The organism is Bacillus sp. B28 (assembly GCF_029536185.1).
In the GTDB taxonomy this organism is placed as follows: domain Bacteria; phylum Bacillota; class Bacilli; order Bacillales; family Bacillaceae; genus Bacillus; species Bacillus halotolerans.
Genome location: NZ_CP120511.1, coordinates 1,015,337 through 1,029,731, shown reverse-complemented (window position 1 = coordinate 1,029,731; position 14,395 = coordinate 1,015,337). Strand labels below are relative to the sequence as shown.

Below are 14,395 nucleotides of genomic sequence, written 5' to 3'. Positions count from 1 at the left end.
GCTTAAATATATTTTGAATTTGATAGTGTTTTAGCTGTATGTTTTTTCGTATAGCCATAGAGTCCTAACAATACCACAACCAATACAACGCTTACAATCCAGAAACTGCTTGTAATCTGCCCCTGAAACGCGGCGCTGTAAAATACACCGCCGAATGATCCGCCCAAAATCGGGCCGGCAACAGGAACCCATGCGTACTTCCAGTTTGATGAGCCTTTCCCCGGAATCGGCAGAAGTGCGTGGGCAATCCGCGGACCTAAGTCGCGGGCGGGATTAATTGCATATCCCGTGGTTCCTCCAAGAGAAATACCGATAGCAACGATGAGAAAACCGACGATTAAAGGGTTAAGTCCCTCTGTAAACTCATTTGCCCCAATCGCCAAAATTCCAAGCACAAGGACAAATGTCCCAATAACCTCACTTAAAACGTTTGCAAACGTATGCGGAATGCTGGGTCCGGTTGAAAAAACACCCAGCTTGGCAGCGGGATCATCGGTAGACTTCCAATGCGGCAGGTAATGAAGGTAAACAATTACCGCACCGATCATTGCACCGATCATTTGCGCCGCAATGTAAACCGGAACCTCTTTCCACGGAAAATCACCAACAAAAGCAAATGCTATCGTTAACGCGGGATTGAGATGGGCGCCGCTGATGCCGCCGACCGCATAAGCGGCCATTGCCACACCTAATCCCCATCCAAATACAACAACAATCCAGCCAGATTGATATGAAAGCGATTTCTTCAAATTGACTCCTGCACAAACACCTGCGCCAAAAATAACAAGCAGCATCGTACCGATTAGTTCTCCCCAAAATGCTGTCATAGATAATTCCTCCTAAGGTTGCGATTAAGAAGTATGATAGAGAATAAAAAAACCACAACAAACCGCTTTACGGATGTATAACTTTTACCGTAAAGAGCTGCTGTGGGTCTCCGGATTCTCCATCACATTGTATTAACCTAGTGCAATTGTATCAGTGGATGAAAGCGGTGTCAATCACTTTCTGTCAAAAAGTTTTCATATTTTTTCCATAATTTGGTGTTAGATGTGGTGACAGCAACGGCACCAGCTTTCAGTGCCTGTTCTACATCTTGTTCTGTGCGGATGAAACCTCCCGCAAAGATAGGGATACCTGTTTTCTCTTTAATTTCCTGAATAAGTGACGGCACGATGCCCGGCAGCACTTCAATGAAGTCAGGCTTATGCTTGCCGACAAACTCCATGCTTTTTTCCATTGCGCTTGTATCAAGCAGAAACAAACGCTGGATCGCATAGATTTTCTTCTGCTTCGCTTTTGCAATCACGTTTGATCTTGTTGAGATAATCCCCGCTGGCTTGATATCCTGGCAGATGAATTCCGCTCCGTATTCATCATGTTTGATCCCTTGAATTAAATCGACATGCACCATCATCTTCTTCCCGTGCTTTTGCGCCTCTCTGATCACGCCCTTTAATTGTCCGAGATGAATATCAAGTATCACGCCGTACGAAAACGAGCTGTTTAAAAACTCATCAAATTGCTTCATATTGCGAATAGCCGGTAAAATAGGCTGGTTGTGAAAACTCATAGTGTGCTCCTTTAACAAATCACTTTTGTATCAAATCGTCAGTATGCTTTCCTTCACCGTTTTTACGATAAATGCAAGGTCTTCTTCTGTCAGACAAAATGGCGGGGCGAGCTGAATGACATTGTTATATCCGGCGACTGTATCGCCGTTTTTGCCGATGATCAGCCCTTTCTCTTTGCATGCCGCAACCACTTGGTTCACTTGGTCAGCGCCAGCCGGCTCTTTAGTCAGCTTATCTTTGACAAGTTCGATTCCGACCAGCAGCCCTTTTCCCCTTACATCCCCTACTGCAGGGTGTTCTCTCAACGACTGAAGCTCACCTAAAAGCTTTGCTCCGAGATCGCGGGATCGCTGAATCAGCTGTTCATCCTCCATAATTTGCAGGTTTTTCAAAGCCAATGCGCAGGCTGCCGGGCTGCCGCCGAATGTGTTGACGTGGCGGAAACGGTCATAAGGAGCTTCTCCTTGGTATGCTTCAAAAATCTCCCGTTTAACCGCGGTCGCTGACAATGGCAGATACGCGCTTGTAATCCCTTTCGCCATTGTAATGATATCGGGCTTCACGCCGTAGTGCATAAATCCGAACGGCTCGCCAGTCCGCCCAAATCCGCAGATGACTTCGTCACAAATCAGCAGGGCGCCGTGCCGGCGGCAGATTTCCTCCACTTTCTTCATATATCCGTCCGGCGGCATTAAAATGCCTCCGCCAGTAATAATGGGCTCCATAATGACACCGGCAATCGTTTCGCTTAATTCCCATGTCATGATGCGGTCAATTTCATTTGCGCTCTCTAATGTATTGGCGTCCTCAGGATTTCGGTAGACATCAGGCGGGGCGGCGTGCAGGAATCCTTGGCTTAACGGTTCATATTTATATTTCCGCTGTGCCTGGCCGGTGGCAGAGAGCGCTCCCAACGTATTGCCGTGATAGGCTCTATATCTAGAGATGAATTTATAACGGCTGTGGTCACCGTTTTCCAGATGGTACTGGCGAGCGATCTTAAAAGCGGTTTCATTTGCTTCCGATCCGCTGTTGGAAAAGAAAATCACATAATCGCCGCCAAGCCACTCATTCAGCTTCTCCGCCAAGTGAATCGCAGGTGCGTGACTTTGCGTTAACGGGTAATACGGCAGTTCCTTTAATTGTTCATAGGCAGCCTCCGCAAGCTCTTTTCTGCCGTAACCAATATTAACGCACCACAAACCGGACATCGCATCAAGATAGCGGCGTCCGTCTATATCAGTCACCCAGGCTCCTTCCGCCTTTTGGGCAATCAGACTGTCCGCTTGATGCGCTCCCTTCATAGCATGCCACACGAATTGCTCATCCTTTTGCTTTAATCCCTGATTTTGCTGAATGTTTTCCATCCCCATCATCTCCATTTCATTAGCGTTCAATAAATAAATTGAAACAGACCTTCTCTTATGTGATGTCTAGGTGATGATTTCCCTGACTTCAATATAAAGCCAGACGACAAAGGAGTCAATAAACCGCCGGGTAATTAAAACATCCTCTTTCATCAAGAAGAAAGAGGATGCAGCATCCAAAGCAGGACCGGCAAAGTGACTATGCTCAGCATTGTGCTGATAAAAGTGGCACTGGAAACGACTTCGGGCCTTGTATTAAACTGAACGGCTATTAAGGTCGTATTGGCAGCGGTCGGCATGGCCGCTACGAGGATCATAATTTGCTTCGTCATGTCATCCACAGGCAAAATCAATGTGAAGGCCAGCGCAATTAACGGTGATACCATCAGCTTCAGCAGCAGAGAATAAGAAATTTTTCTGTATTCAATATTCCTGAAAGAGATCAGCGCAAGCTGCATGCCAAGAATAATCATGATCGCCGGAATCGTCGCATTTCCGACCAGTTCAATGCCTGTCATTAACTCTTTAGGGACTGAAATATGCATAAGCTGAAGAATTGCGCCTAAAAGTGCTCCGTACGCCACAGGCATACGGATAACCCGAGTCATCACCGTTTTACATCCGCCTTCCTCCGAACCGCCCTTTGCAGCGTAATACATGCCGATAGTACTCATAATTAACTGCTGCAGCACCATTAACACAACAGCCGTATCCAGCCCCGCCGTCCCAAACACAAGCAGTACGACAGGCGTGCCGTAATTGCCGTTATTCATAAAGGCTGATGAGAGAATCATGGCACAGCGATCTTGGTTCGGATACCTATGTAAAAAGGATAAAAAGGAGACCAACAGCACAAGAACCAGGTATAGACCCAGCACAAAAATAGACAGATACACATAGTCCATCGTCAGCTCGTTTGAATAAAACGTATCAAAAGCCAAAAAAGGAGACATTAAATATAAGGACATTTTGGACAGTGTCTGAATATCAAAACCAAGTGTTTTCTGTCCGATATAACCAATTGCGAAGATTCCGAAAACGGGAACTAAAACAAGCAGAAACTCCATAAGGCACCTTCTTTTCCGATGTACACACATTTATATCTATTTTACGGCAGAGTTTCAATTCCGCTTTTTTTTTTAAAAAAACCCGCCAATTCAGGCGGGTTTCCGGATTATTTCTTATAGTGAATATGATAAATATCACGCCGTCTGTCTTTGAGCTGACGCACCGTTCCGTTTTGGCGCTGTCTTCTGAGAATTTCTAAGTCAACATCGCCAATGACGACCATTTCAATATTCGGGTTGGTTTCCCCAACGATGCCGTCTCTTGCGAATTCAAAATCAGAAGGGGCAAAGATGCCGGACTGAGCATATTGAATATCCATATTTTCAGTTTGCGGCAGGTTTCCAACCGTTCCGGAAATGACGGTATAAATTTGATTTTCGACCGCTCTTGCCTGTGAACAATATCTGACACGCAAGTAGCCTTGGCGGTCTTCCGTACAAAATGGCGTAAAAATAATTTTTGCGCCTTTATCGGCCGCAATGCGGGCAAGCTCAGGAAACTCAATGTCATAGCAAATTTGGATCGCAATTTTCCCGCAGTCCGTATCAAACACACGTACCTGGTCGCCCGCGCTGATTCCCCACCATTTGCGTTCATTCGGCGTAATATGCAGTTTATATTGCTTCTCAATCGTTCCATCGCGTCTGAACAGGTAGGCGATATTATAAATTTTCCCTTCCTCTTCTACAAAATGAGATCCGCCGATAATGTTGACATTATACTTAACAGCCAAGTCTGTAAACAGACTGATGTAATCCTCAGTATACTCGGTAATTCTCTGTACCGCCAAGCTTGGTGAACGTTCCTCAAGGAAGGACATCAGCTGGGTTGTGAAAATTTCCGGGAACACTGCAAAATCAGACCTCGCGTCAGATGCGACATCGACATAGTACTCTACTTGATTCGCAAATTCCTCAAAGGAATAGATTTTTTTCATTTCGTATTGAATGACACAAATTCTCACAGGGAAGGCCGATTTATAATAACGCTTTGTCTGCTGCGGCAGATAATCGACATTATTCCATTCCATCAGCGTCGCATATTTAATTGAAGCTGTATCATCCGGGAGATAATCCGGGTTAATCCGCATCAGGGTAAAACCGTTCATCAGCTGAAAAGAAAGGACGGGATCGTAAATTTGATGGCGTGTTACCTGTTCAACATACTCTCTTGCAGTCATTTCATCAGCATATTTATGATAGTTCGGTATCCTTCCGCCTATGATGATGCTTTTCAGATTTAAACGTCTTGCCAAATCCTTTCTTGCCTCATACAAACGATGGCCGATTTTCATCCGTCTGTAATCAGGATGCACCATGACCTCGATCCCGTACATGTTTAAGCCATCCGGATTGTGATTGGTGATGTATCCGTCATCTGTAATGTCCTGCCACGTATGGCGGTCATCATATTCATCAAAATTAATCAGGAGGCTTGAGCACGAACCGATAATTTCACCTTCGAATTCTGCACAAAACTGCCCTTCCGGAAAATGCTCCAGATGGCTGATTAAATGCTCGCGCTTCCACGGCTCCATGCCTGGAAAGCAGTCCTTTTGAAGGTCTATAATGTTGTCGATATCTTTCTCTTCGATATTACGGATGACCATTTTCTTTTCAAAACGGGTCAAATCTAATTTCTCAGACAATCTACTCGCTCCTTTCTAGTTTTGTGCGTTCAGATGATCAAGCAATAGGGCGAGCTCCATCTCCGCCATTGATTCGAGCCTGTGATCATATTCTTCAAACATCAAGGTGCCTGTTACTTGATTCGGAACGATTACACACTTCATGCCCGCTCGCTTGGCAGCAATCGAACCATTGACGGAATCCTCGAATGCGAGACATTCCGACGGCGATACTCCAAGATTCTTTGCCGCTAACAAATACAGCTCGGGATTGGGCTTGACCTCTTCTACATCATCAGCTGTCTGAATCACTTCGAATTCGTCAAACAGGCCAAGTTGCTTCAAATGGCCGGATACCCATTTATAATCTGAGCTGGAAGCCAGTCCTACTTTTAAGCCTAAATCCTTTGCCGCATTCAGATACGCTTCAACACCAGGTCTCGCTTTTTCTGTTTCCATGCGTTTTGCAAACCGGTCTCTTCTCAGTTTTGTCAGCTCTTCATGGTTCAGCTTTTTGCCTATCTGCTTTTCTAAGTATTCAAATGGCCGAAATCCCGCCGCTGTTCCGATAACCTTGCCCCAAACGGATAACGGCAGAACTGAGCCATGTTCCTCAAAAATTTCCTGAAGGACTTCATATTCATGTGTTTCTGTATCAAGAATAAGCCCATCAAAATCAAAAATTAACGCTTTTATCACTGCGTACAACTCCTTTGGCCCGAATTGAGACATATATGTATACACTATACCCCGAAACGTCTCTGCTTTCAAAAAGTAAGGGTTTATGTGAAGAAAGAGCCTGCACACTGCAAGCTCTTTCTTATTAATGCAAGTTTTGATGAGAAATGTTTGTCAGCGCTTCTCCAGCAGACTCGTTCGACATCTGATTGACAGCCAGGTCTCCAAGCGCAACGATCCCGACTAGATTGTTTTGATCTACAATAGGAAGGCGGCGGATTTGGTGCTGGGCCATCAGATGCGACGCGTCTTCCAGACTCATATTAGGATTTCCTGATACGAGGTCTGTTGACATCACTTCTGAAACGGGTGTCTGGCCATCTCGGCCTTGAGCTGTGGTTCTCAATGCAATGTCACGATCAGTCAGCATTCCTTTTAAAACACCTTGCTCTACCACGGGAACCGCCCCGACGTTATGCTGTTTCATCAGAGAAGCCGCTTCCTGAATCGTTTGATTCGGAGAAACGGTTGCTACCTGCGTTGTCATTGAATGTTTAACTGAACTCATTGGTCAGCACCCCTTTCAATCATTAGTATGTTCAGACACCGGATGATTAAAAAGGGAGTTGCAGGAAAGGATTTGTGGTATGATTTCTCTGATGCAAAAAGAGCTTTTCTCAAAATGGAAAAGCTCTTGCCGCAGATTATATCAGCCTTCTGTGACCAGAAAAGGCATTGTTTGTTTTCGGTTGAAAATCAGATAAAGCAAACGGAAAATATACTCCGCAATCATTCAGCATCTTGCTGTTTTTATCAAAAATGGCTTGATCACTCAAGTCATCGTGCGGTGAAGGCTTTGTCAGAATAATATGTATCATTTGCAGACAAGCCATAATTTGAAAAGCTTCTTTTAATGTTCCTTGGTAATATTGGTTATTTAAAGACAGAACGCCTTTCTTTTTAAAGCGCTGAATGTCCAGTTCGGAGAAATAAAGAGGAAATACATGATGGAAAAGCTCCATTGACAGTTCCTTGATAAAGCTTTCCTGTTCTTCAGTTGCTGCGTTCACGATTCTCACGTCTATCACCTTTCTTGCCATCGAATATCCAAAGTCTTTCTCAAGAATATCACAGAAAAAAACGCGAAAGCTAAGGTAAGTGTTTCCTATGAGAAGCAGCGGCCTTTCGCGCAAAAAAGGAGCCATTTGATCATGAAAGAAAAAGGCAAAGGGCTAGAGCTGATAATCAGTGAAAAACAGGACGGACAATGGCTGTTTTCTGTGCTGAAAACAGAGCTCAAAGCTTCTAAACCCGTTATCCAAGAATGGATGACTTATCACAATATAAAGGTCAATCACGAGCCTGTCAAAAACAACATACTCGTAAAAAAGGGTGACCGCCTGTTTATTGATCTTCAGGAAAACGAAGAGTCCTCCGTCATACCTGAGTATGGAGAGCTTGATATTTTATTTGAAGACCGCCACATGTTAATCGTCAATAAACCAGCTGGCATTTCCACTCATCCCAATGAAGAAGGCCAAACCGGCACACTCGCCAATTTGATCGCATATCACTTTCAGGTCAATGGAGAAACAATCAAAGTGCGCCATGTCCACCGTCTTGATCAGGATACATCAGGCGCTGTCGTATTCGCCAAGCACCGTCTGGCGCATGCCATCTTAGACCAGCAGTTAGAGCAAAAAACGCTGAGGCGTACGTACCTCGCAATTGTTGAAGGAAAACTGAAACCGAAAAAAGGCAAAATCGATTCACCGATTGGAAAAGACAGATCACACCCGACAAGACGGCGGGTTTCGCCAGGCGGACAAGCCGCCGTCACCCATTACCGTACCCTTGCTATCAATGCGAGAGAACAGCTCTCGCTTGCTGAATTAGAGCTGGAAACAGGCAGAACACATCAAATCCGTGTGCATATGGCAAGCATCGGCCATCCGCTTACGGGGGATACACTTTACGGAGGCGGGAGCCAATTTCTTAACAGACAGGCGCTGCATGCCAAAAAGGTACAGGCTGTTCATCCGATTACCCAAGAGCTGGTCGTTGCCGAAGCACCTCTTCCCGCTGATATAGAAAGCATATGCCATACGTATTTATCATGAAAAAAGCCGCAGGGATTGTCCTGCGGCTTTAAATACGTTTTCCGTAAATAATATAACGTTTCGGGGCATTCCCGACGTATGAAAAAGGGTAGCAGGTGGTCAGAATGAGCTCTTCCTTTTCGTGCTGCAGCGTAATAATGGAGGTATCATCCTTGTCCACGATTTTTGTTTTGTCAATTTCATATGTGAAATCACCATATGAAAGGATGATATTGAGCCGGTCACCTTTTTCAAGCTCTCCTGTCCGGCGAAACACGGTGTCCCGATGTCCTGACAGTACAATTTGCCCGTTTTCATCTGGATAATAGCTGTCCTTGTAATGCCCCACACCCTTTTCTAAATCATCCGCATCGGTCCCTTCCACGATCGGAAGCTCCGCATTGATTTTCGGTATTTCCAGTATGCCGCTTGCTTGGCCGGTCTTCGGCTTAAACGATGATTTTTTCTCGGCTTGATTATCGTTTTTCTTCGTGCCTGCAATGGCCCGCGGCTGTTCAGCCGCCTTTTTTGCTTCTTTTAATGTCTGCTCTGTTTTCATGCTGGTATCAATCAGTTTGAAGCCCCCGTAGCCTGTGATCACAAGACCGATCACAATGATCACAAGAGGAATATATTTTTTCACGACGTAGCGGCACTCCTTTTCCTTCTGATATATAAATACGTTCCGGACAGTGAGACCGCTGCGCCGATCACAATAAAGTTGTAGTATCCTGCTGACGTATCCGGAAGCTTATGATCAAAACCGCTTCCCTCCCTTTCTTTATGCAAAGGCAGTGTGTTGATACGGCCGGCGGCAGTGGCAGGCTGTTTGGTCTCTGTTAATTCTTCAAAAGCCGAAATGACTGCAGGCGGCAGCTGATGGACCGGAGCTGTAACCGGAGTCTCTCTTAGATCAGGCTGTTCTTCCCCAGGTGTCGGATTTGCCTTGCCCGGATCGTCTGTTCCCGGACTGTCTGCCGGGTCTTCAGTGACTGGGTCTTCAGCATGACTGTCTTCAGCCAGTTTAATTCTGCCTTCTTTTGTATATGAAATCGGCTTATCAAAGCTTTTTACATACTCTACAGTCGCTTCTAAATCCTCAGGCCCTGTAACCGGATGTTTCCCAAGCAATCCGATTGGCTGGTATTTGGCTCCTGTCGCCGTCGCCATAAAATTATTGACGGTTAAAGTGTATGTAGCATCCGGCTGGATTTCAGTTCCGTCTGCCATCTTTATATCAACCGCTTTGCCTGTTTCTGTATCCCACGTATACGTAAACCCGCTTATGCTGTAGTCAGGGCCGAAAACCGGTGAGATTTGCGCATTGATGATCTCCCGCAAATCTTTTCCTTTAATCTCAAGCTTCGTCAGCACATTTCCAAACGGCTGAATGTTATAAAGGTCTCCCCATGTAATTGGGCCTTTCTTCAGTCCTTCCCGTATCCCGCCGCCATTCATTAGCGCAAAATCCGTTTTCATCGCCGCTCTCATGCCATCAGCAATTAAATTCCCAAGAGGTGTGTCGCCATCATTAGAATAACCGCCTTCCATATCAACAGCCGCTTCACCGACGACTTCGCTGATAATCGGTTCAGCAAGGGCCTGATACTTATCTAAAATAACTGAGGCGCTGGCATCAGGTTTTTTCTTGCTTTGATCGACGTATTCGATTTCAGCCGACTTTTTGACGATGTCTTTTGTCTGTTTATTAATCTCCAGATCGACGACACCTATCGCTTTTCCGTATTCAAACGCCTGAACGATCAGCTTGCCGTTCACTTCACCATTGACGACCTTATGGTTATGCGCTGCAAAAATGATGTCTATCTCAGAATCTGATTTGTTTGCAAGGTCAGCGGATTCACCTGTAATTGTGGTGCCGTTTTGTTCGGCAGACATATGCGCGAGCACTGCAATGGCCCTGATGCCTTTTTTCTTCAGTTCTTCGGCAGCGTCATTTACCGCTTGTACTTCATCGGTAAACTCAATATCCTTTATTCCGTCAGGCATGACCATTCCTGCCGCCGACTGTGTGACAACCCCAATAAAAGCAACGGGTATGCCCTCTACGTTTATAACGTCATAAGCCGGCAAAAAGGGTTCTCCGGTAGACTTCATTTTACAATTGGCGCACACAAGGGGAAAGTTTTGTCCGTCATAGCCGCTAGTGCCTTTCGGGTGATCTCCCCCTTTTAACATTCTCATGAGTTCATCCGTACCTTCATCGAACTCGTGATTGCCCACAGTTCCGACATCAAATCCGATATCCTCCATCAGTTCCACAGTTGGTTCATCTTGAAGAAGAGATGATACGGGCGAACTTCCCCCGATCATATCCCCGGCGTGCACAGTGAGCGTGTTTTTCTTTTCCGCCTTTTTTTCTTTCAAATAGGCAGCTGCATAGTCCATGCGTCCGAATGTGCCATCTGGAGTGCCGTCTCCATCAAGATCAAGCTCGTATTGCTGATCGATTTTCCCATGTAAGTCGTTCATGCTTAACATCCTAAGCGGTATATTTTCTTGGGAGGTTTGCTTTTTCTTGTAACCGGCACTCTCTGCTTCAGCTGCTGAAGAAAAGAAGATCCTGTTTTCCACAGCCACCTGCTTCCAGTCTGCTGGCGAAACATAGGTCTTGTTTGATGAGTCTCCCACATACCTTGTCAGCCCTTTCCCCTGGTCTCTGGCTCTAAATTCAAACGGCATTTCCATAAGAGGATCCGCTTCATCCCAAATGCCTTTTTGCTCTTTTTTAGCATTGGCGGCTGCGGCCTGAAATTCCTGATAATCCTCTTCATTTTCAACAGGCCAAATAAAATATGTTGGAGCATAGCCATTTTTCACGAGTTCTAAATTTACATTTGCCCCTGTCTCAGTCACAACCTGTCCAAGAAGTCTGCCATAGCTGTCCTTGGCTTCGCTGCCGACTTTTACAGTAATGTGATCTCCTGGAGACAAAACCGTTTTTAAATAGTCAGAGGCTTTCTTTCCAAATCTTAATTGATTTTCATCCGCTTCATTTTTAGGTGTATGGTACGTTTCTGGCGTGTCTACATTTACAAAACGGATTTTTGCCGTGCCAAGTATCGGTTTTTTGACATGAATGGTATCACCGTCTACAACGCGATCAACCACAGTTTCATATTCGCCTTCTGAAGACGGCGGGGCAGGCTGCTCATGAAGCAGCTTCATGTCTCCTGATTTTCGCGGAAGAAGCTGAAGGGATTGATATCTGCTCAACACGCCAGTGATTTTATACCATTTATCCTCAGTCAGTTCATCAATGATACCTGTCTCCCTCATAACACGCAGTGTCATTGCGTGGTGATCATTATCAATCATCGTAACATTGTAACCGCCGCCTGCTTGAGAATTTGGAATGGAAGAAATATAAGCTTTGACTGTTACAAGACGCCCTTCATATTGATCACCCAAGCTGCCATTGACCAGTTCATTGATCGTTGAAAATTCAGGGACAGGGAGAGGCTGATTTGATTGGGTAATACGGATGCCTGATGTATCCGGAACTATTTCAGTAAGCCCTTGGTAAGTCGTTATTTTCCCTGTCACCGTAATGTCCATTCCTTCTTTTAACTCAGGGAAATTCTCTGGCGCTGCCGAATAAATGTTGATGCCGCCTGTGTCATCCTGCATAAAGGTCGACAGCTTTCCGCCTCCGATTGTGCTCTGATCGGCAGTAACAACGCCTTTAATCGTGACATGTTCATTCATTCGGCCGCGCGCTTCCTGTATTGTAGTAGGCTGTGCTGCCGGCGGAGGTTCAGCGTCATCCTTTAAGATTATTGACTGAACCTTCTTAAGACCTGTCGTATTAAAATAATGTTCAAGCTCGCCTTGAACAGCTATCTTTTTTCCAAGAAGCAGCGGGTTCGTTTGCAGTCCGAATTGGCTTCTAAACGCGGAGGGGATTTGCACGGGAAGAATGTGATCGGGTGATGTCTCGTTTTTGCTGTCCGCTATAGCAACGTTATAATCATTTGAAAAAGGGCTTGTCAGATTGTAATGCTGAGGTGAAACGGCTTGGCCGATTGTATATCCTTCGACAAGAGCTTGACCCTCTTTTTGCTGTATCGCTTTTTCAACCGATATTGGTTCTGGCTCAGCAGCTCTTACAGCTTCATAAGCGGACATAACATTCAAGAAAATGAAAAGTATGATCAAAACAACATGCAAAAAACGCCTCATCAATTTTCCTCCCTTACATCTTGCATAATTCGTTTATTTGCTAATCACTTCGACAATCAGCATATAAATCCTGTCAGGCGCTGCATAAAACACCGCAGACAAGCACAAAATACAGCTGATCTGAAAAAAAAGGAGGAATTCGGTTTGGATCAGCAATTTCAGCAGCAATCACAGAATAAAGGGATACCAGGCAAACCGCATCAAAATCACGGCGGACATGAAATGTTTGATATGCACGAGGTGCTTTCCGGAACGCTTACTGTGCTTGATCAGTTTATGATGCTGAGACAATTCTGTAAGGATCAGGAATTATTAAACATCCTTGACCGTCAATATCAATTCATTACATCTCAATATAACTTAACGGCAGAGTGCTTCAAAACAGGAAGCGAGCCTTCACAAAAAACGGCAACTTATATGATGAAAGAAGACAACCAGACTGTTTACGGTATGCAGCCGGCACAGCCTAAGAAACCTGTTCAATCCATGAATGACATTGATGACAGCATCATCAGCCGCCAAATGCTTTGCGCTGTTAAGGCACAGGCATCTATGCTCACGATGGCTTCTCTAGAAATGACAAATCCGGCCGTAAGACGTGTACTGTCTGCGCAAATTCAGCAGTATGTCGAAATGGCTTTTGAGATTTTCCTTTACCAAAACAAACATGGTTATTACCAGGTTCCGCAGCTTGAAGCGCAGGATATGGAACAACTGAGAAATTCATTTGCCCCTGCACAAGGACAAATGCCTCCGACTCAAGGCGGTATGGGCCAGCAGGGACTTCATTAAATAAAAAAGGCATTGGATAGAAACTATCCAATGCCGCATTTTCTTCAAACCTTCTGGTAAAATCTTTTTCAAATTGATAAAGGCTATCCTGCGTCGCCGCTTTAAACCCTTTTTTAAAATCCCCTTTTTTCGCTGTTTCCTTTATAATCTCCAAAATAATGTCTTTCCCATATGTTTCCGTCAGCTCATTGATCATATAAAAGCTTTGCAAATAAACATCGGTTTCATATTCCGATCGAGCTTCCTGCCAGTTCTGATCTGTCTGCAAACGGTCAAACGGCACGACAGTAAACGTGATCGGATCTATGAGCAATTCATAGTTCGCGATCCACTCGCTTAATCCTTCATGGAACCATAAGGGGAACTCATCAGGATCTGCTTCGAGCTCCCGTAATTTCTGATGAAACGCATGGTGTGTGTACTCATGAATCAATAATCTCTGATACAGATAAACCGCTACATCATCACCTTCTAAAAGCTGCTTTTTCTCTTCAGGCAATAATCCGATCAGCTGCTCCCGCTCAGAATAAAAGCCGACAACATCCAATAAACCGGAATAAGCCTCCATCTGTTTTTCATTAGAAAAAAAAATAATATCAATAGGCTTATGATTCGAATAGTCAAGCATGACCTGATTAATACTCACCGCATATTCTAGCGTTTCTTTCGTTAATGGCAGTAAGGATTTTTCCTTAGAAGTGTAATAAACATCGGCCTGTTTAAATGACTCTTTCTTCATGTGCTTCGTCACTTGTTCTTTCGTTATCCCAGATGTCTGCCCTGGCAAAGACAGAATATACATCGTGCTTGATACGATGGCCGAGCTTACGGCCAGCATCACAAGGACTCCGCACAGGAATAGAGCGGATGCCGCACGCTTTCCTATGCCACCCTGCAAACGTCTCCCTCCCTGAGCCGGTCCGTCTTGTACCTTTTATTTTTACTCTATGCAGCCTTAGTTCACAGCGTGTCATTTCTGCAAAGAAA

Annotated in this window: 12 protein-coding genes and 1 pseudogene; 2 read left to right on the top strand and 11 right to left on the bottom strand. The window is 45.0% G+C overall.

The window, feature by feature from the left end; genetic code table 11:
• Positions 1–2: 2 nt before the first annotated feature.
• The 8 genes from glpF to P3L57_RS04990 all read right to left on the bottom strand — a co-directional run bounded on the left by glpF (position 3) and on the right by P3L57_RS04990 (position 7,414).
• On the bottom strand, positions 3–827 hold the full coding sequence (glpF, locus tag P3L57_RS05025) for a glycerol uptake facilitator protein GlpF (protein ID WP_059293161.1): 825 nt from the start codon (positions 825–827) through the stop codon (positions 3–5).
• A 170-nt stretch (positions 828–997) separates the two neighbouring features.
• Positions 998–1,573 (bottom strand): glycerol uptake operon antiterminator GlpP, encoded by a 576-nt coding sequence (glpP, locus tag P3L57_RS05020; RefSeq protein WP_029441192.1) that lies wholly within the window; start codon positions 1,571–1,573, stop codon positions 998–1,000.
• Between the two features lie 30 nt (positions 1,574–1,603).
• Positions 1,604–2,956: an aspartate aminotransferase family protein gene (locus P3L57_RS05015; RefSeq protein WP_083244441.1), complete on the bottom strand. Its 1,353-nt coding sequence runs from the start codon at positions 2,954–2,956 to the stop codon at positions 1,604–1,606.
• A gap of 137 nt (positions 2,957–3,093) precedes the next feature.
• A complete protein-coding gene (locus P3L57_RS05010; protein WP_069486297.1) occupies positions 3,094–4,008 on the bottom strand; it encodes an AEC family transporter in 915 nt (304 codons plus the stop codon).
• A 107-nt stretch (positions 4,009–4,115) separates the two neighbouring features.
• Complete coding sequence (locus tag P3L57_RS05005; protein WP_024120710.1) at positions 4,116–5,657, bottom strand: bifunctional GNAT family N-acetyltransferase/carbon-nitrogen hydrolase family protein; 1,542 nt, start codon at positions 5,655–5,657, stop codon at positions 4,116–4,118.
• 15 nt (positions 5,658–5,672) lie between these two features.
• Positions 5,673–6,335, bottom strand: coding sequence for an HAD family hydrolase (locus P3L57_RS05000; protein ID WP_044156626.1), 663 nt, complete (start codon positions 6,333–6,335; stop codon positions 5,673–5,675).
• Between the two features lie 124 nt (positions 6,336–6,459).
• The gene (locus P3L57_RS04995; RefSeq protein ID WP_024120708.1) at positions 6,460–6,882 is read right to left on the bottom strand and encodes a CBS domain-containing protein; all 423 of its coding nucleotides are present in this window, start codon (positions 6,880–6,882) and stop codon (positions 6,460–6,462) included.
• Positions 6,883–7,018: 136 nt separating this feature from the next.
• Positions 7,019–7,414, bottom strand: coding sequence for a YhcU family protein (locus tag P3L57_RS04990; RefSeq protein WP_024120707.1), 396 nt, complete (start codon positions 7,412–7,414; stop codon positions 7,019–7,021).
• A gap of 111 nt (positions 7,415–7,525) precedes the next feature.
• Between P3L57_RS04990 and P3L57_RS04985 the strand changes: the two genes are divergently transcribed.
• Positions 7,526–8,434, top strand: a complete 909-nt coding sequence (locus P3L57_RS04985; protein WP_069486296.1) for an RluA family pseudouridine synthase — start codon at positions 7,526–7,528, stop codon at positions 8,432–8,434.
• 28 nt (positions 8,435–8,462) lie between these two features.
• On the opposite strand, the gene srtA is transcribed toward P3L57_RS04985, so the two are convergent.
• Positions 8,463–9,056: a sortase SrtA gene (gene srtA / locus P3L57_RS04980; RefSeq protein WP_069486295.1), complete on the bottom strand. Its 594-nt coding sequence runs from the start codon at positions 9,054–9,056 to the stop codon at positions 8,463–8,465.
• On the bottom strand, positions 9,053–12,616 hold the full coding sequence (locus tag P3L57_RS04975; protein ID WP_069486294.1) for a 5'-nucleotidase C-terminal domain-containing protein: 3,564 nt from the start codon (positions 12,614–12,616) through the stop codon (positions 9,053–9,055). The genes srtA and P3L57_RS04975 overlap by 4 nt, the downstream gene beginning before the upstream one ends.
• A gap of 144 nt (positions 12,617–12,760) precedes the next feature.
• On the opposite strand from P3L57_RS04975, the gene P3L57_RS04970 reads away from it, so the two are divergent.
• Positions 12,761–13,408, top strand: a complete 648-nt coding sequence (locus P3L57_RS04970; protein ID WP_069486293.1) for a spore coat protein — start codon at positions 12,761–12,763, stop codon at positions 13,406–13,408.
• On the opposite strand, the pseudogene P3L57_RS04965 reads toward P3L57_RS04970, so the two are convergent.
• Positions 13,340–14,306, bottom strand: a pseudogene (locus tag P3L57_RS04965) (gluzincin family metallopeptidase). The gene P3L57_RS04970 and the pseudogene P3L57_RS04965 overlap by 69 nt on opposite strands.
• Positions 14,307–14,395: the final 89 nt, after the last annotated feature.

What these genes read in the sequence shown, in the direction of transcription:
- glpF (WP_059293161.1), bottom strand. Translation starts at nt 827, where the DNA reads ATGACAGCATTTTGGGGAGAACTAATCGGTACGATGCTGCTTGTTATT.
- glpP (WP_029441192.1), bottom strand. Translation starts at nt 1,573, where the DNA reads ATGAGTTTTCACAACCAGCCTATTTTACCGGCTATTCGCAATATGAAG.
- P3L57_RS05015 (WP_083244441.1), bottom strand. Translation starts at nt 2,956, where the DNA reads ATGGAGATGATGGGGATGGAAAACATTCAGCAAAATCAGGGATTAAAG.
- P3L57_RS05010 (WP_069486297.1), bottom strand. Translation starts at nt 4,008, where the DNA reads ATGGAGTTTCTGCTTGTTTTAGTTCCCGTTTTCGGAATCTTCGCAATT.
- P3L57_RS04995 (WP_024120708.1), bottom strand. Translation starts at nt 6,882, where the DNA reads ATGAGTTCAGTTAAACATTCAATGACAACGCAGGTAGCAACCGTTTCT.
- P3L57_RS04990 (WP_024120707.1), bottom strand. Translation starts at nt 7,414, where the DNA reads ATGGCAAGAAAGGTGATAGACGTGAGAATCGTGAACGCAGCAACTGAA.
- P3L57_RS04985 (WP_069486296.1), top strand. Translation starts at nt 7,526, where the DNA reads ATGAAAGAAAAAGGCAAAGGGCTAGAGCTGATAATCAGTGAAAAACAG.
- P3L57_RS04975 (WP_069486294.1), bottom strand. Translation starts at nt 12,616, where the DNA reads ATGAGGCGTTTTTTGCATGTTGTTTTGATCATACTTTTCATTTTCTTG.